At 66.4% G+C, this 23,412-nt stretch carries 24 protein-coding genes; 10 read left to right on the top strand and 14 right to left on the bottom strand.

Annotated features, from left to right (window positions below; translation table 11 throughout):
• Positions 1 to 57 precede the first annotated feature (57 nt).
• The gene (locus tag NED97_RS17850) at positions 58 to 1,386 is read left to right on the top strand and encodes a dicarboxylate/amino acid:cation symporter (protein WP_252488365.1); all 1,329 of its coding nucleotides are present in this window, start codon (positions 58 to 60) and stop codon (positions 1,384 to 1,386) included.
• On the opposite strand, the gene NED97_RS17845 is transcribed toward NED97_RS17850, so the two are convergent.
• The 3 genes from NED97_RS17845 to NED97_RS17835 all read right to left on the bottom strand — a co-directional run bounded on the left by NED97_RS17845 (position 1,370) and on the right by NED97_RS17835 (position 3,613).
• Positions 1,370 to 1,573 carry a hypothetical protein gene (locus NED97_RS17845; protein ID WP_252488364.1) on the bottom strand — a complete coding sequence of 68 codons (204 nt, stop codon included), beginning with the start codon at positions 1,571 to 1,573 and terminating at the stop codon, positions 1,370 to 1,372. The genes NED97_RS17850 and NED97_RS17845 overlap by 17 nt on opposite strands.
• 568 nt (positions 1,574 to 2,141) lie before the next feature.
• Positions 2,142 to 2,525, bottom strand: a complete 384-nt coding sequence (locus NED97_RS17840; protein WP_252488363.1) for a DUF5611 family protein — start codon at positions 2,523 to 2,525, stop codon at positions 2,142 to 2,144.
• Between the two features lie 185 nt (positions 2,526 to 2,710).
• Complete coding sequence (locus NED97_RS17835) at positions 2,711 to 3,613, bottom strand: DUF7093 family protein (RefSeq protein WP_252488362.1); 903 nt, start codon at positions 3,611 to 3,613, stop codon at positions 2,711 to 2,713.
• Between the two features lie 173 nt (positions 3,614 to 3,786).
• Here NED97_RS17835 and NED97_RS17830 point away from each other — a divergent pair, with 173 nt between their 5' ends.
• The 4 genes from NED97_RS17830 to NED97_RS17815 all read left to right on the top strand — a co-directional run bounded on the left by NED97_RS17830 (position 3,787) and on the right by NED97_RS17815 (position 7,418).
• On the top strand, positions 3,787 to 4,089 hold the full coding sequence (locus NED97_RS17830; RefSeq protein WP_252488361.1) for a DUF6432 family protein: 303 nt from the start codon (positions 3,787 to 3,789) through the stop codon (positions 4,087 to 4,089).
• 39 nt (positions 4,090 to 4,128) lie between these two features.
• On the top strand, positions 4,129 to 5,256 hold the full coding sequence (ygfZ, locus tag NED97_RS17825) for a CAF17-like 4Fe-4S cluster assembly/insertion protein YgfZ (protein WP_252488360.1): 1,128 nt from the start codon (positions 4,129 to 4,131) through the stop codon (positions 5,254 to 5,256).
• A gap of 245 nt (positions 5,257 to 5,501) precedes the next feature.
• A complete protein-coding gene (locus NED97_RS17820; RefSeq protein ID WP_252488359.1) occupies positions 5,502 to 5,927 on the top strand; it encodes a hypothetical protein in 426 nt (141 codons plus the stop codon).
• Between the two features lie 126 nt (positions 5,928 to 6,053).
• The gene (locus NED97_RS17815) at positions 6,054 to 7,418 is read left to right on the top strand and encodes a TIGR00341 family protein (protein ID WP_252488358.1); all 1,365 of its coding nucleotides are present in this window, start codon (positions 6,054 to 6,056) and stop codon (positions 7,416 to 7,418) included.
• 71 nt (positions 7,419 to 7,489) lie between these two features.
• Here NED97_RS17815 and NED97_RS17810 read toward each other — a convergent pair whose 3' ends face one another.
• The gene (locus tag NED97_RS17810; protein ID WP_252488357.1) at positions 7,490 to 8,887 is read right to left on the bottom strand and encodes an FAD-binding oxidoreductase; all 1,398 of its coding nucleotides are present in this window, start codon (positions 8,885 to 8,887) and stop codon (positions 7,490 to 7,492) included.
• A 190-nt stretch (positions 8,888 to 9,077) separates the two neighbouring features.
• Between NED97_RS17810 and NED97_RS17805 the strand changes: the two genes are divergently transcribed.
• Complete coding sequence (locus NED97_RS17805; protein WP_252488356.1) at positions 9,078 to 10,502, top strand: FAD-binding oxidoreductase; 1,425 nt, start codon at positions 9,078 to 9,080, stop codon at positions 10,500 to 10,502.
• Between the two features lie 17 nt (positions 10,503 to 10,519).
• Here NED97_RS17805 and NED97_RS17800 read toward each other — a convergent pair whose 3' ends face one another.
• From NED97_RS17800 to NED97_RS17760, 9 genes are all read right to left on the bottom strand, one after another.
• On the bottom strand, positions 10,520 to 11,950 hold the full coding sequence (locus NED97_RS17800; RefSeq protein WP_252488355.1) for an MATE family efflux transporter: 1,431 nt from the start codon (positions 11,948 to 11,950) through the stop codon (positions 10,520 to 10,522).
• A 94-nt stretch (positions 11,951 to 12,044) separates the two neighbouring features.
• A complete protein-coding gene (locus tag NED97_RS17795) occupies positions 12,045 to 13,136 on the bottom strand; it encodes a geranylgeranyl reductase family protein (protein WP_252488354.1) in 1,092 nt (363 codons plus the stop codon).
• Positions 13,137 to 13,273: 137 nt separating this feature from the next.
• Positions 13,274 to 13,990 carry a DUF5828 family protein gene (locus NED97_RS17790; RefSeq protein ID WP_252488353.1) on the bottom strand — a complete coding sequence of 239 codons (717 nt, stop codon included), beginning with the start codon at positions 13,988 to 13,990 and terminating at the stop codon, positions 13,274 to 13,276.
• A gap of 143 nt (positions 13,991 to 14,133) precedes the next feature.
• Entirely contained in the window at positions 14,134 to 14,718 is a 585-nt protein-coding gene (locus tag NED97_RS17785) for a GTP-dependent dephospho-CoA kinase family protein (protein ID WP_252488352.1), read from the bottom strand.
• 2 nt (positions 14,719 to 14,720) lie between these two features.
• Positions 14,721 to 14,918 carry a transcription elongation factor subunit Spt4 gene (gene spt4 / locus NED97_RS17780; protein WP_252488351.1) on the bottom strand — a complete coding sequence of 66 codons (198 nt, stop codon included), beginning with the start codon at positions 14,916 to 14,918 and terminating at the stop codon, positions 14,721 to 14,723.
• Positions 14,919 to 14,920: 2 nt separating this feature from the next.
• Positions 14,921 to 15,490: a DNA-directed RNA polymerase gene (locus tag NED97_RS17775; RefSeq protein ID WP_252488350.1), complete on the bottom strand. Its 570-nt coding sequence runs from the start codon at positions 15,488 to 15,490 to the stop codon at positions 14,921 to 14,923.
• Entirely contained in the window at positions 15,491 to 15,877 is a 387-nt protein-coding gene (locus tag NED97_RS17770; protein WP_252488349.1) for a PIN domain-containing protein, read from the bottom strand. It abuts the gene before it with no gap.
• Between the two features lie 16 nt (positions 15,878 to 15,893).
• Positions 15,894 to 17,123, bottom strand: a complete 1,230-nt coding sequence (locus tag NED97_RS17765) for a translation initiation factor IF-2 subunit gamma (protein ID WP_252488348.1) — start codon at positions 17,121 to 17,123, stop codon at positions 15,894 to 15,896.
• A gap of 115 nt (positions 17,124 to 17,238) precedes the next feature.
• Positions 17,239 to 17,784, bottom strand: coding sequence for a hypothetical protein (locus tag NED97_RS17760; RefSeq protein WP_252488347.1), 546 nt, complete (start codon positions 17,782 to 17,784; stop codon positions 17,239 to 17,241).
• Positions 17,785 to 17,919: 135 nt separating this feature from the next.
• Between NED97_RS17760 and NED97_RS17755 the strand changes: the two genes are divergently transcribed.
• The 4 genes from NED97_RS17755 to NED97_RS17740 all read left to right on the top strand — a co-directional run bounded on the left by NED97_RS17755 (position 17,920) and on the right by NED97_RS17740 (position 22,111).
• Entirely contained in the window at positions 17,920 to 18,873 is a 954-nt protein-coding gene (locus NED97_RS17755; protein ID WP_252488346.1) for a winged helix-turn-helix domain-containing protein, read from the top strand.
• A gap of 487 nt (positions 18,874 to 19,360) precedes the next feature.
• Entirely contained in the window at positions 19,361 to 19,681 is a 321-nt protein-coding gene (locus NED97_RS17750; protein ID WP_252488345.1) for a DUF677 domain-containing protein, read from the top strand.
• Positions 19,682 to 19,721: 40 nt separating this feature from the next.
• Entirely contained in the window at positions 19,722 to 20,699 is a 978-nt protein-coding gene (locus NED97_RS17745; protein WP_252488344.1) for a DUF5787 family protein, read from the top strand.
• Positions 20,700 to 20,839: 140 nt separating this feature from the next.
• A complete protein-coding gene (locus tag NED97_RS17740) occupies positions 20,840 to 22,111 on the top strand; it encodes an NRAMP family divalent metal transporter (protein WP_252488343.1) in 1,272 nt (423 codons plus the stop codon).
• A 90-nt stretch (positions 22,112 to 22,201) separates the two neighbouring features.
• Here NED97_RS17740 and NED97_RS17735 read toward each other — a convergent pair whose 3' ends face one another.
• A complete protein-coding gene (locus NED97_RS17735; RefSeq protein ID WP_252488342.1) occupies positions 22,202 to 23,410 on the bottom strand; it encodes a M20 family metallopeptidase in 1,209 nt (402 codons plus the stop codon).
• Between the last annotated feature and the right edge of the window lie 2 nt (positions 23,411 to 23,412).

The raw sequence follows: 23,412 nt of genomic DNA, 5'->3' as shown, positions 1-23,412 counted from the left end.
CGGTTAGCCTCTCCGATATCGACACCGGTTGATACCCTCCGTTCTACACATCAATCGATGAACGAGACAGAGGGGTCGATTCCGGGGCGAACGTGGCGTCGATACCGGTCGGTACCGATCATCTACCGTATCGCGGCGGCGTTCGTTCTGGGGACCGCGCTCGGTGCAACGATCGGCGAACAAGCGGCGGTTCTCAGCCCGTTCGGGGACCTCTTCTTGCGACTGCTCGAGATGCTGATCATCCCGATCATCGTCTTCACCTTGCTCGGCGGAATGCGCAAGCTGACGCCCTCGAGACTGGGGAAGGTCGGCGGACTCACGGTCGGACTCTACATCGTGACGACGACCATCGCGGCCGTCATCGGACTCGCGGTCGCGAACCTGTTCGATCCCGGGAGCGCCGTCGAGTTTACCGGCGGCGAGGCCCAGGAAGCCGAACCGCCGACGGTCGCGGAAGTTCTGCTGGGGATCGTCCCCGAGAATCCGCTCGCGGCGATGGTCGAGGGCGATATCCTCGCGACGATTTTCTTCGTGATCGTGTTCGGACTGGCGCTCACGATGGTCCGCGAGGCGACGAGCGAGGAGTCGATCGAGGACGCGATCGACGGCTTCTTCGCGTTCGTCGACGCCGGCACGGAAGCGCTGTTCAAGATCGTCTGGGGCGTGATGGAGTACGGCGTGATCGGCGTCTTCGCGCTGATGGCCGCTTCGATCGGCACCGAAGGGCTCGGGGCGATCGTCCAGCTCGGTTCGCTCGTCGCCGTCATCGCGATCGGGATCGCGATCCACATGACCGTCACCTACCTCGGCGTGATGACCGTCGGCATTCTCGGTCAGTCCCCGATCGCGTTCCTGAACGGCGCGAAAGACGCTATGCTGACGGCGTTCACGATCCGCTCCTCGAGCGGCACCCTTCCGGTGACGGTGACGAACGCGGAGGAGAACCTCCGGATCGACGAGTCGGTTTACGGCTTCGGGCTCCCTCTCGGCGCGACGATCAACATGGACGGGGCGGCGATTCGGCAGGCGGTGACGGCAGTGTTTGCCGCTAACTTGGTCGGGGTCTCGCTGGGACTCGGCGAGCAGGTCCTCGTCCTCTTCACCGTGATCCTGATCAGTATCGGCACCGCCGGCGTCCCTGGGGCCGGACTCATCATGCTCACGGTCATCCTGAGCGCGCTCGGCTTGCCGCTCGCGATCGTCGGCTTCGTCGCCGGCGTCGATCCGATCCTGGGTCGCATCGCGACGATGAACAACGTCACCGGCGATCTCGCGGTGTCTTCAGTCGTCGGCAAGTGGACCGATGCAATCGACTTCACCGAGGGAGTCTGGACGGACGCACCGGCGCCGGAGGGCGGTGACGAGGGCATCACCGCGGACGACTGAGTCGAATCGGGCCGTCGTCCGCCTCGTCGTAGAAGAAGTAGCCGGCGATGCCCGCGAGTCCGAACGCGAGGGTGATGTAGGGCCAGTTGCCGGCCTCCCGGTCCGTCAGGAACGCGTGCCCGGCGATGAAGATCGAGAACCCGACGTGCGCTACCGCGGTCGCGAGCAGAAACGCGTAGAGATCCATTACCTGTCTAGTTCGACGACCCTCCAATAGCCGTTTCGAACCTCGCCGCCGGCTGCTCGAACTCGCTCAAGAATCGGTAACCGGACATCCGCTATGGCCGGGAGGCGGCTCACCGAGAAATGCGGTGAGCCGCCTGACCCGGGGAAGGGCAGGCGGCTATACGATACTTACCGCGAGCGAGCCGACGATCGGTGTGGAGAACGTTACGCGTTCGGAACGGAGGGAGGTGTGCTTTTCATCGAAGCTGAGCGGGATCGAAGATCCCGCGAGGTCGTCGGCGTGCTCAAAAATCTCCGGTTTTTGGCATCACGAAACGGCGAAGCCGTTTCGAACGACTTCGCGCCGACTGCAAGCGATTCCTCCGGAATCTCCCAGTCGAAAAGAGCGCTTTGCGCTCTCTCGAGATTTCACCGAGTGCGGTCGCGAAGCGACCGCACGTGGTTCGAGACGCCGAAGGCGTCTCGTCATCAAGCGAAACCGAAGGTTTCGCGGACCTCGCAAATCTCCGATTTGCTCAGTCACGGAAGACGCCGAGCGTCTTCCGAACGACAGCGTAAAAGTTCGTTCTTCAGAAGTCGTGGTCCGGGTCGTCCTCGACGGTCCGCTTCATCGATTCGCGACGGGATTTGGCGTCGCGGCCGGTCGCCTCGAGCAGGAAGTCGTTCTTCGCGTCGACGGCGTCACCGGCGGCCTCGAGTTCGTCGGGGCCGAGTTCGGTGGGGTCGCGCTCGTAGAACTCGACGCCGAGTTTGTCCTTCTTGCCCGAGTACTCGATGGTACCGACGACGACTTTCTCGAAGACGGGGTTGTCCGGCTCGCCGATGACGAACAGGTCACTTCCCTTGTACTCCTCGGTCTCCGTAATGGGGCCGAAGTACTCCTCGACAGTGGCCTCCATGTCGGGGATTCGCTCCTCGAGATACTCACCGCGGCGCATCTTGTACTCCTTCATGAATTGGTGATACACGGGGGAGTGTTTACCTCTTTTCATAGACGTCGTCGCCGTAGAACGAGTGGGAACGCCGGTGAGCGGAACAGCGCGCTGTCCGGCCACTACCGAGGGCGGTCGATCTACGAGTGAGGAAGACTTCGACGCACTCGAGAAGCGACGCTGCTGCGGGGACACTCCGTCGGACGCTACTGATATCCTCGTTCGCTGAGATACCCCTTCCGGCAGTCGGGACAGATGTCGCCGGTGCGAAGCGAGCTCCGGTCGCTCCCCGCGGCGAACTCGCAGCGCGGACAGTACAGTTCCGACGAGCCGTCGTCCGCCCGCGTTCCGCCCTCGCTGCCGGGTGTCGGTGCCGATCCGGCGCGCTCGATGCCGCTTCCGGGGTCGGCGGACGTCTCCTCGGCCGAGGGAGGGCCGCCAGCCGCCGCTTCGGGTGCGGGTTCCGTCTCGATCGCGGTCGCGGCGTCGTCGGTCGTTCCGGTGTCGAGTAAGACGGCGTCGTCGTCGATCGGTTCGGAGCCGTCGATCAGTTCGGAGTCGTCGTCTTCGATCGGCTCGGACTCGTCGTCCGGCCAGTCGGTCGGCCCGCGCTCGGCTTCGACCGGCGGGCCGACGTCGTCGGAGTCGGGCCACTCGCCGTGTTCGCGGTCGCGCGTAGTCGTCCCGTCGTCTTCGAGGATCTCTCCGTCGTCAGTGACCGGATCGCCGTTCTCGTCGGTCGGGATCTCGATGTCGTCGGCCGGTGTGTCAGCCGTCGGTGTCTCGACTTCGGCCGGCGATGCACCGCCCGCGGCCGCGCCCGGTTCGGTCTCGTCGGCATCGATAAACGTAGCGTCCGTTCCGTCCGGTTCGGATGCTGGTTCGCGTGCCGGCGTCGGTTCGGGTTCGTCGGGACGCGGGTCGACGCCCGTCTCGGTCGAGATACTCCGCACTTCGGTGTTCTCGCTGATGACGTGTCTCTCGCCACAGCGGGCACACTCTTCGTACTCTCGGACGGTTACGACGACTTCGCTGCCCCGTTCTTCGCGCTCGCGTTCGACATCGGTGTCACCGTAGTCGTGTCCGAGCAGCGAACATCGCAGGACCATTGTCTCACCGTATCAATTCACGCCATAAAAAACGTACTGCCTGGGTTGTGTCCGCACTGTGACGTCTCCTCGGCGAACCTCCCGTCCGGGGGGCGCCCGTCCTCGGATCCGAAGGTGAGCCGGCGATGGCGAACGACAAACGTCAAATCCCGGGTCGACGAATAGGGAGACGGATGAAAGCAAAGCGGGAGTACCGGGACCGCGCGGAGACGGAGGTGGCGGTACTCGACGCGCTCGTCGACCGGATCGACGACGGGATGACGGTCTTCGAACTCCGGGCCGCGGTCGAGGTCGAGATCGACGAACTCGAGCGGGCCCTCTCGACGCTCAAGGAGGACGACCTGATCGTCGTCGAGACGGGCGGCAGCGACGGTGCGGTAATCAAGCCCGACGAGCGCGTCGTCCCCGACGCCCCGGTCGACGACGAGGACGAGCAGTCGATCGGCGACTGGATTCGCGAGCGAATGCCCTTTTGAATCGAAACGCCTGAGGGGATCTGGCTCCTGAGCGTAGTCATGAGCGTTATCGAGGCCATTCATACGGATCTCGGCGCGACGTTCGGCGAGCGCGCCGGCAGAACGGTCGCCGAACACTACGGGCGACCCGAGCGCGCCCACCGCGCCGTCCGCAACGGCGTCGGTCTGTTCGAGGCCGCCTACGGCGTGATCGTCGTCGAGGGCGACGACCGACTCGAGTACGTCGACAACGTCGTCTCGAACCGCGTCCCGGCCGAGGACGAACGGGGCTGTTACGCGCTGGTGCTCGACCCCCAGGGCGGGATCGAAGTCGAACTCTACGTCTACAACGCCGGCGAGCGACTGCTGCTCTTTACGCCGCCGGCCCACGCCGACCCGCTCGCCGAGGACTGGTCAGAGAAGGTCTTCATCCAGGACGTCGAGATCAGCGTCGCGACCGACGACTACGCGATCTTCGGGGTTCACGGTCCGCACGCGACGGAGAAGATCGCGAGCGTCCTCAACGGCGCCGCCTCTCCCGACGAACGGTTCTCCTTCGTTCGCGGCACGATGGGCGACGCGGGCGTCACCGTCATCCGGACCGACGCGCTCACCGGCGAGGAGAGCTACGAGGTTATCTGCGCCGTCGACGCCGCCGAGGACGTCTACGACGTGCTCCTGAACCAGGGGCTGAACGCCGCACCCTTCGGCTACCGGACCTGGGACACGCTCTGCCTCGAGGCGGGATCGCCGCTGTTCGAGACCGAACTCGAGGGACGTATTCCGAACGTGCTCGGCCTTCGCAACGCGCTCGACTTCGAGAAGGGCTGTTACGTCGGCCAGGAGGTCGTCTCCCGCGTCGAGAACCGGGGCCAGCCGAGCCGGCAGCTCGTGGGGATCACGCTCGAGGGGACGGACGAGGACGGGGACGGGAATGGGGACGCGGAGCGAGCGATTCCCGACGCCGGTGCCGCGGTCTTCGACGGCGACGCCTCGGTCGGCGAGGTGACCCGCGCCGATACCAGCCCGCTGCTAGAGGACGTGATCGCGCTCGCGGTCGTCGACTACGGTCTCGAGGCTGCTTCGGTGACCGTCCGCGTCGAGGGCGAGGAGGTGCCGGCGACGCGCACGGACCTGCCGTTCGTCGACGGGTCGGACCGCTCGGATCGACTGCCGGAGTACCAGTAGCAGTCGTCGTTCTATCGTTCCCCCCGCTTCTGAAGCCACGACGGCCGGGGAGAACGACGCCCACTTCGAGCTGGCCTCCAACACACGGTGGCGCGGGTGGACGTGGCGACTCCGCGTTGCCGCGATAGCAGGACGCGCCGCTTCAGTCGTTCCCCCTCGAAGACGCTGTTCAGAACGCAGCCGTCGCAGCCACGCCGGCCGATACGCAGGCCAATTGGTATCGGCCGGAACTGGCCGGGCACAGCATGAAGGACGCCGCCGACGGTCCCTCCACCATGGACACGAGCACTGATTTCGAGGAGTTGGCTTCACGCGTTCGCACGCAGTCGAAAGACGCCGCCGGATCGGATACCGACCGAGTGACGATCCGCTCGTTCCAGGAGCTCAACCCCGACGCGCTGTCAGAACTGCTCGAGGCCGCCGAGACCGGGGCCGACGAACCGGGCTCGCTCGTCTTCGTGCTCTCCCGGGCCAACGCCGAGCTTCTGCTCGAGCGCGAGTACGATCTCGAGGACGTCGCCGAACTCGAGGACGAACTCGGCCGCGAGGTGCGGGTCGAAGAGGGGATGCCGGACGATACGATTCTGCTGCTGGATCCGGACGCGGTCGACGGCGAGGAACTGCTCGAGCCGGAAGCGATCGCGTGTGGAATCGTCGGCGCCGACCACTGACGGTTCCGTTGCGGCAGGGCCGTTGCTCGGCTAACGTGCCAGTCGTGCGCCCGTTTTCGCCCGACCGTCGCAGACCTTGTCCACGCCACCCCCTGATACTATCCAGCGGTCGGGTGTGGCCCCAGTATGCGCTATCTGGAGATTACGGTGCCGGAGGGGAAGCGGCGGCCCGTTCTCGACATCCTCGAGGAGGAAGGGATCGACTACGTCGTCAGCGACGAAACCAGCGGTAGGGGCTACACCGCAGTCGTCCGGTTTCCGATCCCGACCCGGGCCGTCGAGCCGGTTCTCGACCGGCTGCGGCGAGCCGGGCTCAGCGACGACGCCAGCGTCGTCGTCATCAACGCGGAGACGGTCATCTCGGAGGAGTTCGCGACGCTCAGAGACCAGTACAGCCAGGGTGGGAAGAAGGGGTCGCGAACCTCGAGACAGGTTCTCCGCACGAAGGCTGACGAACTCACGCCCCCGTTTCCAATCTACACGGCGATGTTGCTCATCAGTGCCGTCGTCGCCACCGCCGGGCTGCTGGCCGACTCGCCGGCGGTCGTGATCGGGGCGATGGTTATCGCCCCGCTGATCGGGCCCGCGCTCGCCGCCAACGTCGGCATCGTCACCGGCGACGACCGTCTCAAGTCGACCGGGTTCACCTACCAGGTCGTCGGTGTCACGATAGTCATCGTCGCCTCTATCGGGCTCGCCACCCTCGCCCGACTGGCGGGGCTCGAACCCGCGGGGGTCGACATCGTCGTCGCCACCGAACTCCAGGAGCGGGTCGCTCCGAACCTGTTCTCGCTCGCCGTCGCACTCGGTGCCGGGATCGCCGGTATCCTGAGTCTCACGCGGGGGTTCTCGGAGGCCATCGTCGGCGTGATGATCGCCGCGGCGCTCATTCCGCCGTCGGCCGCGGTCGGGATCACGGTCGCCTGGGGGATGTACGGTGCGGCGATCGGTGCGACCATCCTCGTGATCGTGAACGTCCTGTCGATCAACCTCGCTGCGCTGGCGACGCTGTGGGTCGCCGGCTATCGCCCGCAGGGACTATTCGAGGTGTCGCCGACCCGGAAGCCGACGTACACCTACGCGGCGATCTTCAGCGTTGCGCTGCTGGTGCTGGCCGCGCCGCTCGCTGGCGTCACGCTGCTCGACTTCCACACGACGGAACTCGAGTCGTCCGCCGAGGACGAGGTCGAAACGGTGCTCGCGGAGTCACGGTACGACCACCTCGAGGCGGAGGACGTCGTGGTCGAACTCGACGGCGACTACCCGATCCAGTCGGTCGAGCGAGTCGTCGTCACGGTCTCCGGACGAGAGACGGGTCCCGAACCGGGCCTTGCCGATCGGCTCTACGACGAGATCCGGCCCCACGGCGACGAGTCGCTGGTCGTCGAAGTCCAGTACGTCGTGTCCGAACGACGGGGCGACGCCGACGATCCGCGGGGGAGTGTTCGTGCCTCGAGCGGCGATGCAACCCTTGCCGATGCCGGCCCCTGACCAACCGGGAGATCGTCACGCTGGCTTCGTCTCGGGGCTCGCTTTTCGGCGGATGGCTCGAAAATACCGGATCAGGCCGTCGGCTCGACGTTCTGGTTTATCCGGAACAGGTTCTCCGGATCGTACTCGGTCTTGAGTTCGACGAGGCGCTCGTAGTTCTCGCCGTAGGCGAGGATCTCCTCTCCTTCGCGTTCGCTGATGAAGTTCACGTAGACGTCGCCGGTCGCGTACTGCCCCATCTCGTCGTAGAACTTCCGGGCCCAGGAGATGCACCGGTCGTCCATCTCGGGGTCCTCCCACCGGGTGTGGACGTTCATCACGTACTCGGGATCGCGGTGCGGGTACGCCGTCGCGTCCGCCGGCACGCGTGCCATCGCGCCGCCAACCTGCCCGAAGAAGATTTCCGACAGCGGTGACGGAAGCGTTTCCGCGTACTCGACGGCGGTGTCGATGGCCTCGTCCGGGAGCTCCCGGAAGTTGTGCGACTTCCAGTAGTTCCGGGCGCCTTCGGTGAGCAGGGGATCGAACGCCTGCTGGAACTCCGCGTACGGGTGCGGACCCACGCCGTCGGCGATGGGGTCGCCGAACTCTCGGATCGGCGCCAGGACCTCCTCGCCTACGTCCATCTCGCCGGCGTAGAACGCGACGACGATGGCGACGCCGACGCCGTGGACGCTCTCGGGAAGGAACGGGAGCGGCGGCGCCTTGCGGAGGACGACCCAGACGGAGGATTCGTCCGGCGCGTCCTCGTTGAAGTCCCGGACGCGTCGGAGTACCTCGGTCGCGTCCTCGCCGGGGTAGACGATCGGTCCCGCCAGCACCTCCGGACCGACCTCGTGGAGATCGAACTCGAAGGACGTGACGACGCCGAAGTTGCCGCCTCCGCCGCGGATCCCCCAGAAGAGCTCCGGGTTCTCCGTCTCGCTCGCGTGGCGGAGCTCTCCGTCCGCGGTGACGACGTCGACCGAGCGCAGGTTGTCAACGGTCATGCCGTATTTGCGCGTGAGCCACCCGAAGCCGCCGCCGAGCGTCAGGCCCGCGACGCCGGTCGTCGAGTTGATGCCGAGCGGGGTCGCGAGGCCGAACGACTGGGTCTCGTGGTCGACGTCGGCGAGCGTCGCGCCGGGTTCGACGTGGGCGATCTTCCGCTCCGGCTCGACCCGAACGGACCGCATCGCCGAGAGGTCGAGCAGGAGCCCGCCGTCGCAGACCCCGTTCCCGGCGATGTTGTGCCCGCCGCCCTGCACCGCGAATAACAGGTCGTGCTCGCGGGCGAAGGTCACCGCGGCGATCACGTCCGAGACGCCCCGCGAGCGAACGACGATCGCCGGCGATCGATCGATCATTCCGTTCCAGACCGATCGCGCCTCGTCGTACCCCGGATCGTCGGGGCGCACCAGCTTACCACGGAGCTGTTCTTCGAGTTCGCGTACTGCTCCGTCGTCCGTGGGCGTGGTTGTCACTGACATTGTTCCTCGGTGATCGTAGGTCGCGATCCGCGATATAATTATCCACAATTAATAGTTAAGATGTGTTCCGTTCCGGGACGCACTCGAGATCCGGAAGTTTCCGGCGTCTCGCGAACCGACATCTCCGGACGAGTGATCGTCAAGGGTAGGCGTACTACGACCATATCTCGTCCGGGGGTGTACGCTCTGTATGGGAACGACAGGTCGGTCACCAGGTGAGAAATCGTTCGATGAACTCTCGAGCGACGCCGTTCGCTCCTTCTCGGACGGATTCGACGGCGACGTACTATTCCCGTCCGATCCGGCGTACGACGATGCTCGAGGGCTCTGGAACGGCATGATAGACAGGTATCCCGCGATCATTGCCCGTTGCTCCGGCGTCGCAGACGTCGTCGCGGCGGTAACGTTTGCCCGCGAACAGAACCTGCGGCTCGCGGTCCGGGGTGGCGGACACAACGTCGCCGGGACGGCCGTCTGCGACGCCGGTATCGTCGTCGATCTCTCGGAAATGAACAGTGTGCGCGTCGATCGAAGGGCGCGGACGGTTCGCGCTGAGGGCGGCGCGACGCTGGGCGACGTCGACCGCGAGACGCAGCTGTTCGGCCTCGCGACGGCGCTCGGCGCCGTCTCGCAGACCGGGATCGCCGGACTGACGCTCAACGGCGGCTACGGCCACCTGAGTCGCCGGTACGGACTGGCACTGGACAACCTCGTCAGCGTCGACGTCGTGACGGCCGACGGTCAGGTCCACACCGCGAGCAGCGACGAGAACGCGGACCTCTTCTGGGGGATCCGCGGCGGCGGTGGCGCTCTCGGGATCGTCACGTCCTTCGAGTACCGCCTCCGCGACGTCGGGCCGGAAGTGTACGCGTTTTTCGCGTGGTTCCACGCTGACGACGCGGCCGCGGTGATGGACCGGTTCCGCGAGTGGACCGTCGACCCCCCTCGAGACGCGGGCGTCCTCGCGTTTACGGCCCGCGTCCCCGAACTCGAGGAGTTCCCCGAGGAGTCGTGGGGTGAGCCGGCCCTCGCCTTCCTCGGCTCCTACCGGGGCGACCTCGAGGATGCCGGCGACGTCTTCCGTCCGCTGCTCGCGAGCGCGACGCCGATCGCCGATCTCAGCGGTTCGATGGGCTACGTCGACCTGCAGTCGATGCTCGACGAGGACTACCCGGACGGGCTCCGGTACTACTGGAAGTCGATCTACCTCGAGGAACTGACCGACGAGGTCGTCGACCTCATGATCCGACACAACGAATCGGCGCCCTCGGTCCTCTCGACGATCGACCTCTGGCACCTCGGCGGCGCGGTCGCCGAGGTCCCGAAGGACGCGACCGCGTTCTGGCACCGCGACAAGCCGCACATGCTCACCTTCGAAGCGAACTGGGAGGGCCCGGCCGACGACGACGCGAACGTGAACTGGGCCCGCGACGGAATCGCCGAAGCGCAGGAGCTGTCGGTCGCGTCGGGCCGGTACGGTAACTTCCCCGGCATGAACGAAGATCCCGCGAAACTCCTCTACGGAGGCAACTACGAGCGCCTGGTCGATCTGAAGACGCAGTACGACCCGGAGAACCTGTTCCGGGGGACGGTTGCGCCACGAACCGGCGACTGAACCGATCGTGAACGGATTCAGCCGGGGTCAGCGTCGGGTCGATAGCGCCGACTCACGACCTTCCAGCGCCCCCGCCTGAACAGCCAGTAGTTGATCCCGCCCGGGACGTACGTCTCGAGCAGAAGCGCGAGGTAGAGACCGCCGATCCCGAGCGGCGTGACGAGCCCCAGGGCGGCGGCCGGCAGCGCGAACCCGTACCGTCCGACCAGCGCGGCGACGAACGGCCAGCGGGTGTCGCCGGCGCCCAGGAGCGCGCCGGTCGCGGCCCCGTCGAGACCGAAGCCGATCGCGCTGACGGCGCCGACGGCGACGAACGGCGCGGCCCGGGCGACCTCGGCGGAATCGCTCACGAACAGGCTCGCGATCGGTTCGGCGAACGCCACGACCAGGACGGCGATACCGGCGTAGAGCACGGTCGACAGCCGGATGATCGCCGCACCGTAGGCGCTCGCTTCGGCTTCCTCGTTCGCGCCGAGGTGTTGTCCGACGAGCGAACTCGAGGCCAGCGACAGCCCCCAGTTGACGCTGTTGATCAGACTGCGGACCCGTCGACCGACCTCGAGTGCCGTGACGATCACCGGTCCGAACGAGGCGGCGATCCACAGCAGCGGGAAGACGACGATCCCTTGAGCGAGCCGTCGGCCGATCTCCGGAGTCGAGATCTCGATCAACTGTCGGATCACCGTCGGCTCGAGCCGCGTTCCCCCGCGGGTGATCGGCACCGGACTCGGCTCCATGCCCAGCCGTCCGTACGACCGACCGACCATCCCCCACGCCAGGACGAGCGTCACGAAGCCGGTCGAGAGGGTCGTGCCGATCGCCGCCCCGGCGACGCCCAGCCCGAACCCGAAGATGAGGAGCGCGCTGAGCAGGACGTTGAGGACCGCGCCGCCGGCCCGGGCCATCATCTCGGTGAAGGTGTCGCCGACGCCCGTGTACGTTCGGCTGGCGATGAGATTGAGCAGCTCGAAGAGGACGGCCGGCGCGACGAAGACGAGGTAGGTGCTCCCGTGCTCGAGCGACGTCGATCCGGCGCCGAACACGCCGATCAACCGGTCGGCGAACGCGACGAAGCCGATCACGAGCGGGATCGCGAACGCGACCGCGAGCAGGACGCTCTGGGTGACGACGAGCGACGCGCGCTCGGTCTCCTCGCCGCCGTAGTTCTGCGAGACGAGGCTGACGGTTCCGCCCGCCAGACCCAGCCCCAGCATCGTCACGACCTCCCAGTACGCCAGCGCGAACGCGAGCCCCGCAGTTCCCGCCGTGCCGACGGCGATCCCGACCATCGCGAGGTCGGCCGTCTGTTTTGACATGATCGCGAATCCGGTGACGATCCGGGGCCAGGCGAGATCCATCGTCGGGCGGAACCGCTCGGCGTCGATGATTCCCGCGCGCTCGAACGCGCTCGCGACGACCCTCACTGCTGTCGTCAGTCGATCCGTCATCTACCGGTCGTTTCGCGTACCGCGCCTTCGGTCTGTCGTCTGGGCTCACGAAACGCGCTGCGGTCCGCGCGACTGTGCGGCCTCGAGGGGGTTCTCACGGACGAAGCCGCGAGAGCATCGCCTTGAGGTGGGCGGGCGAAATCACCGACGTCGGCCGGTCCATGTGGACGCCGATCTCTCCCGACACCGAACTCAGGCCGATCCGTTGAACGGGTTCGGGCAGGGAGTACGCTCGTCGCAGGTAGTGGCCGAGTTGCTGTTCGCGCTCGAGGTCCTCGCGCCAGGCGCGTTCGTACGCCGCGAGGCTGGTCGGCCGGTCGGGGTCGATCTCGCGGGCGGCGTGGTCGGCGCTGGTCATCCCGTAGAGGATGCCGCCGCCGGTGAAGGGCTTGGTTTGAGCGGCCGCGTCCCCGAGAAGAAAGCCGCGACGGCTCGTCACGCGATCTGCGGGGCCGATCGGAATCGCCCCCGAACAGCGGCGGGAGACGTCGACCTCGTAGCCGTCGATCAGTTCCTCGAAGTGCTTGTTCACTTCGACGCCCGGCGGGGCCGCGAGGCCGTACTCGACGCCGGCGTCGCCGCGGGGGATGCGCCACGCGAAGAACGTCGGCGCCGTAAGGTGGACGTCGACGAAGTTCTGGTGGTCCTCCTCCTCGGAGAACGCGAGGACGCCGTGTAAGAGTTCGTCGGGCTCCGGCAGCCCGAGTTCGTCGCGAACCCGGGATCGCGGCCCGTCGCAGCCGGCGATCATCTTCGCCTCGTGCGTGACGGGACCGTCGGGACCGCTGGCGACGACCTCGACGCGGTCACGGCGTTCGGTGACGCCGGTGACGGTGTGTCGTTCGCGAACGTCGGCGCCGGCCCCGCGGGCGAGGTCGGCGAGGTGGCGGTCCAGCCCGACGCGGTCGATGACGTTCGAGGCGACCTCCCGCTTGTAGAAGGGGTAGGCGTCGCTACGGGGCCCGCCGACGTGAAACCGCGCGCCGTAGATCTCGTTCTGAAAGAGTTCGTCGCGGGCGCCGTCGCCGGTAAAGCTCCAGATATCCGTGCTGACGTGGCCCGAGCAGGCCAGCGGCGTGCCGATGGTTCCCTGCTCGAGTGCGAGCACGTCGTAGCCGTTCTCGGCGGCCCGACGGGAGAACCGCGCGCCGGCGGGACCGACGCCGACGACGACGAAGTCGTACATATCACACAGGTTCGCGCGGTTCGGTAAATATACTGCGAACGGTAGCGTCGATCAGCCGGCGCGTACCGGTCGACGGGAGCCCGAAAGGAGACGAGAGTTCGAATCAGTTCTCCGGGAGACGGCGGTACGGCGACGGTTCACGTTTTCGTCGGGCGCGACTCGTCGTCGAGTTCCGGCGGCACCTCGACGCCCTCGATCGTTTCGACGGGGGCGGTGTTCTTCTCGGTGTCGACGTGCCAGCGGTCGATCTCGTCCTCGTACCGCGAGAGTACGGTCGAAACGTCCGCCTTGAGGTGATCGTCGTTGACGTTCACCTCGAAGCTGAACCGATCGTCGTCGTCCTCGGTCAGCGGTCGCTCGACGTTCGCGCTGACGAGTTCGTTGTCGAAGTAACACGGTGCGAGCTGCGTCATCACGTGCCGATAGACGCCCTTCTCGACGGTTTGTAACGCCTTTCGGCTCGCGGAGTCGACCGCTCGAGCCGCGTGGTCGAGGGCCTCCGTTCCGTTCTCGACCGCCTCTTCGACGTCGCGGTCCTCGAGCGCGCCGTACGATTCCGAGAGTTTCTCGCCGGTAGCGTGCAGGTTTTCGCTCGGTTTCGCTTCGTCCCGTTCGTCCTCGTTTCCGTTCTCGACCGCCTTTTCGGCGGTCTTCTCCTTGACGTCTCGCTCGAAGCTCTCGTGGGCTTTCGGGCGCCACTCGTCCCACTCGTCGAACGCGCCGGCGAACCGGTCTCGATACTCGTCGTCGCTCCGGACGCCGAGCTCTCGGAGCGCCTCGGTGATTCGCTCGCCGTGCTCGACGATCGTCCCCCAGTCACCGACTTCCTTGAATCCGGAAATTTGTTCTTCCATTGACAAGAATAGGCGCTAGCGCGTATATGATCTCGCCGCCAAAGAGCGTAGGACCGGACGATACTGGTATCGAGGCGGGACTGTCGGCCGGACGACCCGCCCGGTCGATCCGGCCGCGATCGAAGACCGGACCGCGGTGCGCGTTATTCGTCGCCGTCGGACGCCTCGAGGAGCTCCCAGAACCGGTCCTGATCGCCCTCGAAGCGCTCGAGCAGCGCGCGGACCTCCGCGCGCACCTCCTCGTCGACGACGACGTGGACCATCCCCTCGTCGGGCTGGCCGTAGACGACGCTCGCGCCGTCGGGCGCGACGACGATCGCCGGCAGCGCGACAAGATCCTCCTCGCCGTCGACCAGGATCGTCGTCGGCTCGTCGCGCTCGAGTGCGTCCTTGAGCGTGCGGACGACGTCGGTCGTGAGCTCCGCGGGCGGGTTCGTCACCCCAACGTTGGCCCGCTTCGCGACGGTCTCGCGGATCTCCTCCTCGACCGTCTGCCGTTTGGTTCGCTCGTCGACGAGCGCGACGTCGGGCGCTCGTCCCGCCTGCAGAAAGTGGTAGGTAACGACGTCGCCGACGGCGATCAGCGGTCCCTCGACGGTCTCGAGCAACCGCTCGGCGTCGGTTTCGATCGGGCCCATCGGCTCCTTGAGTTCGTGACGGAGTTCGTCGGGCAGAATCAGTAGCTGGTCGTCTCCGATTTCGGCGTCTCGAACGTCGTCGCGAGTCACGTCTACCGGACCTTCAGCGCGTACGCACCCGGTTCTGTGACCTGCATCTCCGTGGCGATCTCGCTGTCCTCGGGGTGGGCGATGACGACGTAGCCGGCCCAGTCCTCGGTCAGCGACGAGGAGTTACAGGAGTCGCAGGTGTCGGCGGTCGGTTCGTTGACGCGGTGACACTCGCGACAGACGAGGCGATCGGAGGCCATGGTTATTCACCCGTAGCGGCTTCGCGCTTCTCGTGTTCGTCCTCGAGCCAGCCGTGCTTGCCGAGTCCCGGCTGTTTGGCCGTCAGGCCGATCTTCGAGTCGCGCGGGTTCCGTTCGTCGATACTCTTGGTGACGATGCGGGCCCGGACGGCGTCGTCGACGCCGAGGGTCCGATTGGACTCGTTCGAGGCGAGTTGCTGGTTTTCGCCGTCGAAGGCGAGGTATTCGTCGCTGATCTGCGAGACGTGGAGCAGCCCGTCGACGGGGCCGATTCCGACGAAGGCACCGAACTCGACGACCTCGACGATCGTGCCGTCGATGACCTCCTGCATCTCCGGATCGAACGTGACGGCGTCGAAATCTGCCTCGTAGTAGACACCCGGACGGTTCGGGAGGACCGCCCCGTCACCGATGTCGTGGACCTCGGTGACGGAGACGATGCTGCCGACCTCCTCGTCCATGCGTCCCTCGAGTTTGTCCTGCAGCAGTTGCTTGACGAGCTTCGGCGAGACGTCGCCGAGCGCTTCCGGCGGTACTTCGACCGTATCCTTTAGTCTGACCCGTTTGTACATCTATGGTTGAGTGATTGCCAACTTGTTTCTCCCGCGTAATGCAATTACCGGTATGCTCGTCTCGAGCACCCGGTCGCGCAGCGGGCGGTCGTTCGTGACGACGTAGTCGACGACGCCCTCGCGGGCGAGTTCGACCAGCGCGTCGTCGGCGTACGATTCCTCCGTGTCGACGACGAGACAGCGTTCGGTCGCCAAGTCGTGGCCGACGTTCGCCGCCGTCCCCTCGGCGCCGCCCTTCTCCGACAGCCGCCGAAGCTCCTCGACGACGGGCTGTGGCGTCGTCGGTTCGTAGACGCCGAGCAGCCTGTCGAGTTCGTCGAACAGCCGAACGTTGAGTTCGACCGGCATCATCAGCGCACTCGTATCGAGAGCGACCGGGGTACTCATGATCGCTGTCGTCGTGTTATTCCTGGAGCGTTCCGAGTCCGATCAGTCGCCAGCGAGCGCCGATCCGACGGTTGATCGCGATCTTGGCGCCCGGTTCGGCCGAGACCGGACGTTTGAGTCGGACCTCGCACTCGCCGCTTCGCGCGCTCGTGACTGCGCCGACGGTCGTCGCCGTGCCGACGGTCATCATCAGCGGCTCACCGGTACTGATCTCCTCGACGTCGCCGGCGTCGGTGCCGACGATGCGATCCAGCAGGTCGACGCTCATCGTGAACTCCTCCCACGTCGGCGGGAGCGAACCCGGCGGGCCGGCGATCCGGCCGGCGAGCGCGTCACCCTTCGTCAGCGACGGGTCGAGCCCCGTCCCGACGCCGAGCAATCCACCCGGCGTGACGGAGTCGACGTTCTCGCCGCCGGCCTGGAGCGATCGGATCGTCGTCTGGATCGGAACGTACTCGGTCTGGCCGCCCTCCTCGACCTCGCGGCCGGGACGAATCTCGATCTCGTCGTCGAGTTCGAGTTCGCCCCGGATGAGACTCCCTCCGAGGACGCCCCCGGTGAGGTTCTCGTAGGTCGTCCCGGGCTTGTTGATGTCGAAACTCCGGGCGACGTGCATCCGCGCGTCGGTGTCGGGATCCTGCTCGGGCGTCGGGATCTCCTCCTGGATCGCCTGGATCAGCAGGTCGACGTTGACCTCCTGGCCCGCGGAGATCGGGACGACGGGAGCGTCCTCCGCGACCGTTCCCTCGACGAACTCCTGGATCTGCTCGTAGTTGTCTCGAGCGGTCTCGGAATCGACCAGGTCGATCTTGTTCTGAGCGATGACGATGTTCTCGATGCCGATGATATCGAGCGCCATCAGGTGCTCTTCCGTCTGGGGCTGGGGGACGGGTTCGTTGGCGCTGACGACCAGCACCGCGCCGTCCATCAGCGAGGCGCCCGAGAGCATCGTCGCCATCAGGGTCTCGTGACCCGGGGCGTCGACGAACGAGACGGTCCGCAGCGGCTCGCTTTCCGAGCCGTCCGGACACTCCTCCTCAACGGTGTAACATTCGGGTTCGTCCACGCCGGGACAGTGGCGGAACGTCGCGTCCGCGTAGCCGAGACGAATGGAGATTCCGCGCTTCATCTCCTCGCTGTGCTGGTCCGTCCACGAGCCACTGAGCGCCTGCACCAGCGTCGTCTTGCCGTGGTCGACGTGGCCGACGAGTCCGATGTTCACCTCCGGTTGTCGATTTCCTTCCATAAGACGATGAGTAATCTTAGGTAGAAGTTCCGCCGTGCGCCTGATAAACCTACTGTTCTCGGGGCGTATCACGGAAACGAATACTCGCTGACGGCAGGCGGTGACGAGACGCGGTTCACTCCTTGACGAGGGTGTCGCTCAGCGGTGCCTCCCGGACGATCTTTCCGCCCTCGGGGAGCCGGAAGAGGACGGCCGTTTCGCCGGCTTCCTCGCCCGAAAGGGAGACGTGAGCCGGTTCGGCATCGATATCCACGACGGCGTCGTCCGCCTCGTCGGCGACCACCACATCGAGCCGATACGTCTCGTCGGCGCCGAGGGGCAGTTCGTCGCCGTCTTTCGTGAAGACGGTCTCGAGTTCGATCGCCGGAAGCCCGCCGGTTTCCGTCTCGCAGTGCCAGCGGCCGGTGTGCGAGTTCGCGATCGGCTCGTTGCTCTCCCGGTCGTAGACGGGGGGCTCGGAGACGTCCACCTCGTGATCGGCCTCGTCGAACTCGTTCGCCAGGGCGTCGCCGAAGTCCGCTTCCTCGGTGTCGCCGTCGAGTCCGTCCTCGTCCACCGATTCGCTCTCGTCCGAGCCGTCGTCGCCGAGACAGAGCGTCGCGAGCGAACCCGAACCGAGCAGTAGCCGTCGACGCGCCGACGAGCCCGAAGCTGCCGTCATCGATCCCACGAAACGGTGACCGCGATAAAGCGGTTGCGATCCCGCCGGTTCGCTCTCGCTCGCAGATCGTATCGCACGAATTACAAAAATCCTCTCGAGCGAACGTTTTAGCGAACGCGCGTGGTAGCCGCTCGCATGAGCAACTCATCCGTCTCGAACGAGTCCGACCGCGAGTCGGTCCTCGAGTGTACGGACTGTCTCGAACCGGCCGACGCGTTCGCGCTGATCGGGAACGAGACCCGACTCGCGATCCTCGAGGCGCTGTGGGCGGCCGACGAGCGACCGGTCTCGTTTTCGGATCTGCGACGCGAAGTCGGTATGCGCGACTCGGCGCAGTTCAACTACCACCTCCAGAAGCTGACCGGTCACTTCGTCACGCAGCGCGAGGCGGTCTCCGCGAGCGGCGGCTCGTCGGACCGACGGTCCGACGGCGGCTACGCGTTCAAACACGCCGGCGAGAAGGTCGTCCGGTCGGTGATCGCGGGCTCGTTCAACCAGCACCCCACGCTCGAGCCGTTTCCGGTCGAGGGGGAGTGTTTCGACTGCGGCGGCTCGCTCGAGGCCGTCTACGAGGACGAACGGCTCGCGATCGACTGTGCCGACTGCGGCCAGTGCCACGGCGAGTACGCGTTCCCGCCGGGCGGACTGAACGACCGGACGCACGACGAGATCGCCGACGCTTTCGACCAGCGGGTCCGTCACCTCCACTGTCTGGCGGCCGACGGCGTCTGTCCGGAGTGTAACGGGCGGATGGCGACCCGGATCGTCGAGACGGGCGAGTGCTGTCTCGGCGTCGACGTGCGCGTCGACCACGAGTGCGCCCAGTGCGGCCACGCCCTCTGCTCGGCCGCCGGACTCCGACTGCTCGACCACTCGGCGGTCGTCTCCTTCCACGACGAACGGGGCGTCTCGCTCGACGAGCGTCCCTACTGGACCCTCCCGTGGTGTGTCTCTCCCGAGTACACGCGCGTTCTCGAGCGCGACCCCTACCGCCTCGAGGTTCGAATGCCGCTGGCCGGCGACGAACTTCGAGTCCGGATGGACGAAGACCTGGCGGTGCTCGAGACGCGACTGCGGACGGACCGCTGAGACGGAACCCGGTCGCACCTCGAGCGATCACGACCGCACCGAGTTCGACGAGTGATCCGTCTCGAAACGGCGCGCAACGACTGCTGTCACCCCCTCACCCGTCCGCCAGGGCGCCTACAGTTCGTAGTGTGCGATCTCCCCTGAACCGCAACAAGGGCACTCGTCTACGCCCTCCGCGAACTTCTCGCCACAGTTTCGACACTCGTACAGCGTGGTGGTGCTGGACGCCCGTTCCCGCAGCGATTCGATTACCCCCATGCTCACTACGACTTTCGGATACGGCGTGATTAATCCTGCTCTCGAGGACCGTCGTGGCAATCGTCCACAACCCCGCCGCGTCTCCGAGTTCTCGACTCGTTCGCCGCTGACCACGGTCGACCGGTTCTGACTGTCCGTTTCCTGAAATCGTTTTCAGTAATCGGCGCTACAGAAATGAATTTCAGATTACACTTACGCCGACGCGGCCCGTCTCTTCGTTTGAAGAACGATGCATCCACCAGACCCCCACCGTTCGACTGCACCGCTCACCGCCGACCGCAGCCTCCGCTCGACGCTCGTCTCGAGCGCACTCACGGTCGTCGCGTTCGGGGCGGCGTTCCTGACCGCGGTCACCGCCGCAACGTTCGTCGGCGGCCCGCCGCTGGTCACCGCCTCGGTCGCCCTCGTCGTCGGGTTCGCGACCGCCCTCGCCGTTCCGATCGGCGTGTCCGCCCTCGCTTGCCGATTCCTCGAGTCTCTCCGACGACGCGGCCGGTGGCCGGCGACTGCGCCGTCAGAGCGATCCAAACCCCTGCCCGGGTGCGGCTGAAATCCGATTCCTTTTCTCGCTTCCGGCCCTTTTCGCGTCCGTGAGCGAGTTCGCGTTCGAACTCGAGTTGTGTGCCCATCTCGAGTCCCGTCAGGAAGACCTCCTCGCCCGACAGCTCGGCGCGAGCGTGGCTGACCCCGGCGGGCGAATCCTCGACGTCGTCTGCGTCGAGCTGGGTCCCGAGTTCGACGACCGGGCCGCGATCACGCCCGAATCGATCCCGGACGCCGCCATCGACGCCGCCGTCGGCACCGGCCGGGCGCGATACTGGAAGGACGCGTTCGACTGCCATCCGGAGCGAGCACGGCGGGCGACCGAACGCGCCCTCGAGATCGGCTTCTTCGAACGCGACCGACGCAACGGCCGCGACTACGTCCGACAGGTCGCCCGCTATCCGGACTGGTACGGCCGTATCGTCGGAATCGAGAACAAGCCCGACCTCGGGCGACCGGGCGACCTCGAGGCGCAGTTGCGGACGGACGTCAGTCTCGGACTGGTCGACGAGGTCGTCCTGGCGACCGAGAGCTACGTGACGGGGGCACACCGCAACCGGATCCCCGACGAGGTCGGGATCTGGCGCGTCCACCGCGACGACGGCGCAGTGCAGAACATCGAGGTGATCCGGGGGTCGACGGCGCTCGCGGTCGACGAACCGGGGATCGAACCGCTCGAGACCCACCCCGGCCGTACCGACGTCGCGATCGTCCCGCCCGCGAAGAAGACACGGGTGCGACGGCGGATCGCGGAGCGAGCGTACGGCAAGGGCTGGCGGACCTACGCGTTCCCCGACTGTGCGGCCTGCCGAGCCGACGACTCGAACGGTACGACGCTTCCCTCCTGTGAGTGGGCGGGCCGCGTCGTCGACGCCGGCTCCGACTGCGGTGCGTCCTGTCCGGGGTACGAGGCGGCGTCCGCACCCGACGTCGACCTCGCTATCGAGCGCGACCGTCGGACGTCCTGGGTCGCCGATCCCGACGGCAGGCGACGTCGGCAGTCCGGCCTCGACCGATTCGGGTGACCGACGACCCTAAATTCACCAAGAAGCTGAAAAGACGCCCCTTTTCCGTGTCGACCTTCTATATTCGAATGAATTCGCAGTACTATCTCTGTGAGTTGATCGGATCGCTCGCGAACTGACGGGCAGTCTGCTTTGTTTCCATGGGTGTAAATGAAAGCGTTACGACACGAATCGCTCGCGAACTGTCGGTCGCGGTGAAGGAGTACGGACTGGCGTTCGTCATGGTCGCCAGCTACTTCGGCTCGGGATCCGTGTTCATCGCGAGCCAGGCCGGCGTGATGCACGGCTACACGCTGCTGTGGGCCGTCGTCGGAGCGGCGCTGCTGGGCGTGATGGCCCAGGACATGAGCGCCCGCCTCGGCATCCACGGCGTTCCGCTGATGTCGTTCGTTCGGAAGAAACTGGGCCGCGGCCCCGCGGTAGGTATCGCCCTCTTCCTTTCGATCGGTTGCGTCGCCTGGACGCTCGGCCTCGTCGCCGCCGTCGGCGCCGGCGTCTCCTTTCTGACGGGCGGCGCCGTCGCCTGGCAGCCGGTCTCGCTGGTCGTCACGGTAATCGCCATCGCCGTCGGCCTGCTGAACTACCAGAAGGTCGAACAGTTGATGATCGTGATGATGCTGTCGCTGATGGTCATCTACCTCGTCGTCGCGGGGCCGAGCAACCCCGATCTCGGGGCGGTCGCCCTCGGATTCGTTCCGACCGGGGACGCGCTCGGAGCGCTCACGATAGCCGCCGGCCTGCTCGGCACGACAGCGCTCTGGCCCAACTTCTTCCTCGAGTCGATCCTCGTCGAGGAGAAGGGCTGGACCGGCGAGAGCGATCTGCCCGCCGCGCGCCGGGATCTGGCGGTCGGCTACGCCGTCGGCGGGATCACGACGATCGCGATCCTGATCGTGGCGGCCGCGTTGCTCCGGCCGATGGGGTTCACCGAACTCGAGACGTTCATCACGCCGGGCGAGGCGCTGGTCGAGGTGCTCGGCACGTGGGCGATGGTGCTGTTCATCGTCGGCGTCATCACCGCGGCGTTCAACAGCATCATCCCGATCATGTGGGCGCCGGCGTACATCATTCCGGAGGCGATGGGGATCGAGGTCGATCAGAGCGACCGCCTCTTCAAACTCACGTTCGTCGGCCTGACGGCGTCAGGATTCGCCTCGCCGCTGATCAGCGCCGCGCTCGACCTGTCGGTCGTCGACATGGTTATCCTCTTCCCGACTTACAACGGCATCTTCGCGCTGCCGGTGGCGGCGACGCTGCTGTTCTGGGCGGTCAACGACCGCGAGACGATGGGTAAGTACCGCAACACCCTGAAGCTGAACGCCGTCAACGCGGCGCTCGTCCTGCTCGCGATCGTTCTCGCCGCCCTCGCGATGCAGGACTTCCTCGATCTGCTCTTCGGCGGCGGCTTCTAGCGTCCGCCCTCGCGGCGAATCGTTCTCCGGTCGGATCCCGAGCGTCGGCGGCCGTCCCGTGAGCGCCGTGCGAGTTTGCCCGGCCGCGGCTCACTCGAGAAACTCCGTCGCGGAGGCGACGAGAATTCGAGCCACGTCGACGACTTCGTCGGTGTGAACGAACTCCCCGGCCCCGTGGATGTTCTCCCCGTCCGGTCCGACGATCACCGTCGGAAGGTCCGCGCGATGACCGAGGTAGTTGAAATCCCCGATACTCGCGAAGTAGCCGATCGCCGGGCTCGTGCCGGTAACCGACTCGGTTCCGGCCTCGAGCGAGCGAACGAGCGGGTGGTCCTCGTCGGTGAGGTACGGGCCGTAGTAGACGTCCGACGCCGGTGCGTCGCGGAATCCGATCTCGATCTCCGAGTCGAGGTCGAGGTCGTCGGCGATCCGTCTGGCGTCTTCGAGGACGTCTTCGGGATCTTCGCCGATAACGACGTGCCGATCGACGAGTAGCCGGCACTCGTCGGGAACCGAGATCGTCTCGCCGCCGCCCTCGAGCAGCAGCGGACAGACCGATCCCTCGCCCAGTTTCGGGTGAGAGCCGACGTCCATCTCCGACAGTGCGGCGGCCAGTTTGCCGGCGTCGACGACGGCGTTGGTTCCCTTCCGCGGCTGTGAACCGTGCGCCGCGCGGCCGCGGACGGTGATCTCGTAGAGGAATCGTCCGCGGGCGCCGAGCAGGAGCGCCGGGTTCTCGAGATCCGACTGGGCGAGGACGGGACCGGGTTCCGTGACGATCGCGGCGTCGCACTCGTCGGTAATCCCGTCCCGGAGGAGCTGGTTCGTCCCGAGCCCGTAGGGTCCTTCCTCGTCGACGACTGCGGTGAAGATCACGTCGCCCCGCAGGTCGGCGCCGGAAAGCGCCCGAAACGCGACCATCGCCGCCGCGAGTCCGCCTTTCATGTCGCAGGCGCCCTGCCCGTAGCACTTCCCGTTCTCGAGCCGCCCCGACAGGGGGTCTTCATCCCAGCCGTCGACTATCTGGACCGTGTCGACGTGGGCGTTCAACAGCAGCGTCGGAGCGTCCGGATCGGTGCCCTCGAGACGCGCCACGACGTTGGCGCCCTCGTAGCCGGTGAGGTCCGGCTCCGACACCGGGTGGAACTCGGGCTCGAGTCCGTTATCCGCGAGCCACTCGGAGACGAACGTGACGATTTCTTCCTCCTCGAAGTAGGGGCTCTCGATTCGGACCAGCGCCTGGAGCAGGTCGATCGTCTCCGTCGCATCGATGGCGTCTTCGATTGTCTCTGGTGTCATCG

Source organism: Natronococcus sp. CG52 (assembly GCF_023913515.1).
GTDB lineage: Archaea > Halobacteriota > Halobacteria > Halobacteriales > Natrialbaceae > Natronococcus > Natronococcus zhouii.
Note: the sequence above shows the minus strand (reverse complement) of the source record. Positions and strands in the feature narration are given on the sequence as shown.